The organism is Sporomusa sp. (genome assembly GCF_057736855.1).
This window is the reverse complement of record NZ_JBYKYF010000372.1, coordinates 1-2568: the sequence shown is the minus strand read 5'-3', so window position 1 is coordinate 2568 and position 2568 is coordinate 1. Positions and strand designations below refer to the sequence as shown.

The window sequence follows — 2568 nt, the reverse complement described above, 5'->3', positions numbered from 1 at the left end:
GAATCAGGTTAAGAAGTGCAAAAGGAGGGGTGTATGTAGAAAGGATAGGGGAGGAAATTAGAATTTTATTTTTGGATGGAGAGGGAATGGATATAGATAGAAATTTGGAGAAGAAGATAGAGAATAAATTAAAAATTCACGACATATCAAGAAGAAAAATAGAAGACATAAAGCCAATAAAAGAGGTGGATGTAGAGGGAGATTATAAGGATTATCTTGTCAAAAATAGAGCAGATTCTTTCAAGATAAAGGTTAAGCCTCATGATGAATGGACTAAAAAAGTGCTTCTGCAGATAAAAGGAGAGCAAATTTTAGATGACCAAAACTATCACTTGAAAGTGAAATTGAAAAAGAATGGGGAAGAGATAGAACTTTATGACGAAAAAGATAGGAAATTTGATGAAGATGAAGTGAATTATCTAAAGATGTTGATTGCCAGGGAAAAAGGTCTAAAGAAAGTTGTACTGCCTTTTAACAGTTCCAAGTATTTGGCAGAGTTTGCAGAAGAACTTGCAGTAGAGACAGTTGTAGGAAAGATTTCACCAAGGGACCTTATGAGGTCGATGACTAATTTAGAAGAGGGAAGGCAGGTGTATTTTGACCTTTCTTTTGACGGGATAAACTTTTTGTTAGAAGTGATTGAATACGTAAGGTTAAAGAATAAAAGCCTTTCGGAGATAAAAGATAGTTTTCCTCTTAGGTATAAAACAGTCAAGAGAATAAGATGTGATTGGAAGGATAAGGGGAGAATAATAAGAGAACTGTTTGAAACCCGTAAAAATAATGTTACATTTTTGGATGGGCTAAGGTTTGAAGAGGATGAAGGATGGGTTCTAGTGGTTCCCGATAGCGAACTTCCTTTTTGCAATGTGTATGTGGAGGCATTGACACCGGAGAAAGCTGAAAGGCTTTTTACAATTTATAAAAAAAAGATACAGGATATTTTATTGAAAAATGATGGAAAGTAATGTAAAGTGATAAATTAAAATGGTACAATAATTAGTAAATAAATTAACAAAAATGTCTGGAAGACATGGCAAGAGGAGCTCTTACTACTTTTAGCATTGCAAATGACGTGGCAAAATATTTTGCCATTCTCCCTGCCATTATTTCTGAAACTTTGCCGGCAATAAAAGTTTTAGACGTGATGAAACTTTCATCTCCAACAAATGCTATACTGTCAGCCTTGATATATAATGCGATTATAATACCTATACTCATTCCTATAGCTATGAGAGGAGTAAAGTATAGACCCATGAGCGCCAATGCCTTGCTTATGAGGAACTTGCTCATTTATGGATTAGGTGGTTTGATTGCTCCATTTGTGGGATTTTAATATGGGCGAAGAGATTAAAAGGACGATAAAATTTACACTGGTTTTTATGGTTTTGCTGGGATTGGTGTATCCTTTTGTAATGACTGGGATTGCAAATTTATTATTTCCTTATCAGGCAAAAGGTAGTATAATTAAAGTAGATGGTAAACCTGTTGGTTCAGAGCTTATAGGGCAGAAGTTTACTGACCCTCACTGGTTCATGGGAAGGCCTTCTGCTGTGGACTACGATGTTACTTCCTCGGGTGATCTGCTGAGGAAAATGCCATTACTCAGATTGTGGTAGGACAGTCTGTAAGAAGAAGGATAGAGGAAATAATAAGAGGCTCAATTGTGAGAAGGATAATGAAGGGGACCAAATTTATAGATGTGCTTGTAGTTGCTGATCCGAGGGGTTAATCCCCCTTTTTTTATAAAGTTTTAAGAAGGGTTGCGATATGAAAAAAGAGGAGAAAAAGGGGTATATATCCGCTACTGAAGTAAATCAGTTTCTTTACTGTCCTTATCAGTGGTATTACATAAAAAAGTACGGACTCGAATATATCAACAATTTGAGAGAGCCTTCAGAGAGGGAAGAGCAGTTTGTAAATTTTAAGAGGGGAATAGACTATCATGAAAAGTACTATAAAGACATCGTAAAACTTAGATACAAAAGGTATGCTATCGCTTTTGGAATTGTATTTTTGATTTTACTGATTTTATTTGTGATGAGGTATGTGAGATGATTCTAAATATAGTTTTTCTCCTTATTGTGCTTTATCTTTTGATTTATTCGATAATTGAACAAAGGCCTTTTTACAGAAGGATGAGAAGGAGTATAGGCTTTAGGGGAGGCAAATTGATATACGTAGATAAGCCGCAGCAAGTCAAAGGAAAAGGGGTAGTTTACGGGAAGCTGCTAAAGTCAGAGAAATATGGTTTGACCGGAAAACCTGATTACATCTATCAGGTTGGAGACGAGCTTGTCCCAATAGAGCTAAAAAGCAGTGATGCAGAAGATTCGCCCTATTTTAAAGATGTGATGCAGCTTGTAGCATATTTTGTGATAATAGAAGAGGAGTATCAAAAGAGAGTAAAAAGAGGACGGATAGTTTATAGAAATGCCATGTTTGAAGTTTATAACAGGAAATATTTAAGAAAAGAACTTTTAAAAATTTTAGAACAAATGAGGAAGATGGAAAAAGGGGTGTACATGCCTTCTGTGACTCCTTCTTTTTCTCTTTGCCGCTTCTGCC

5 protein-coding genes and 1 pseudogene are annotated in these 2568 nt (G+C 35.7%); all 6 read left to right on the top strand.

Features of this window, described 5'->3' with window-relative positions; translation table 11 throughout:
• Positions 1-968: phosphohexomutase domain-containing protein (locus AC29Z1_RS16400; RefSeq protein WP_488272523.1), on the top strand; the 968-nt coding region annotated here is incomplete at its 5' end.
• 65 nt (positions 969-1033) lie between these two features.
• Positions 1034-1336 (top strand): hypothetical protein, encoded by a 303-nt coding sequence (locus AC29Z1_RS16395; RefSeq protein WP_488272522.1) that lies wholly within the window; start codon positions 1034-1036, stop codon positions 1334-1336.
• Between the two features lies 1 nt (position 1337).
• On the top strand, positions 1338-1619 hold the full coding sequence (locus AC29Z1_RS16390; protein ID WP_488272521.1) for a potassium-transporting ATPase subunit C: 282 nt from the start codon (positions 1338-1340) through the stop codon (positions 1617-1619).
• Positions 1586-1732: pseudogene (locus AC29Z1_RS16385) on the top strand (adenine nucleotide alpha hydrolase family protein); the annotation flags it as partial. The gene AC29Z1_RS16390 and the pseudogene AC29Z1_RS16385, both read left to right, overlap by 34 nt.
• 38 nt (positions 1733-1770) lie before the next feature.
• Positions 1771-2058, top strand: a complete 288-nt coding sequence (locus AC29Z1_RS16380; RefSeq protein ID WP_011026128.1) for a hypothetical protein — start codon at positions 1771-1773, stop codon at positions 2056-2058.
• A partial coding sequence (gene cas4 / locus AC29Z1_RS16375; RefSeq protein WP_488272520.1) for a CRISPR-associated protein Cas4 occupies positions 2055-2568 on the top strand: 514 nt, incomplete at its 3' end. The genes AC29Z1_RS16380 and cas4, both read left to right, overlap by 4 nt.

Bases quoted from the DNA above. Each gene is read 5' to 3' on its own strand.
- AC29Z1_RS16395 (WP_488272522.1), top strand. From the start codon at position 1,034: ATGGCAAGAGGAGCTCTTACTACTTTTAGCATTGCAAATGACGTGGCA.
- AC29Z1_RS16390 (WP_488272521.1), top strand. From the start codon at position 1,338: ATGGGCGAAGAGATTAAAAGGACGATAAAATTTACACTGGTTTTTATG.
- AC29Z1_RS16380 (WP_011026128.1), top strand. From the start codon at position 1,771: ATGAAAAAAGAGGAGAAAAAGGGGTATATATCCGCTACTGAAGTAAAT.